The organism is Zoogloea sp. LCSB751 (genome assembly GCF_002028455.1).
Classification (GTDB): domain Bacteria; phylum Pseudomonadota; class Gammaproteobacteria; order Burkholderiales; family Rhodocyclaceae; genus Zoogloea.
In genome coordinates this window covers 1-238 of the sequence record NZ_MWUM01000583.1, presented here as the reverse complement: position 1 = coordinate 238, position 238 = coordinate 1, and the positions used below count along the sequence as shown (strand labels likewise).

1 tRNA gene is annotated in these 238 nt (G+C 42.9%); it reads right to left on the bottom strand.

From position 1 onward, the window contains the following. Positions 1 to 81 precede the first annotated feature (81 nt). Positions 82 to 166: transfer RNA gene (locus B4920_RS27800), tRNA-Tyr, on the bottom strand. Positions 167 to 238: the final 72 nt, after the last annotated feature.

Genomic DNA, 238 nt, shown 5'->3' with positions numbered 1-238 from the left:
AATAATAAGTCCGAATTAGCTGGTGTGCTAGAAAGAAAACTTGGGGAATAACGTGAGATAAAGTGTGATATGAGAAAGAAGTGGTGGAGGGAGAAGGATTCGAACCTTCGAAGGCGGAGCCGTCAGATTTACAGTCTGATCCCTTTGGCCACTCGGGAACCCCTCCACATATTTTCTTCCGACTTTTAAGTTGCGCTTAAAAATCATCTTAAATCTTGGCCAGATTTAAGGGTAAAGC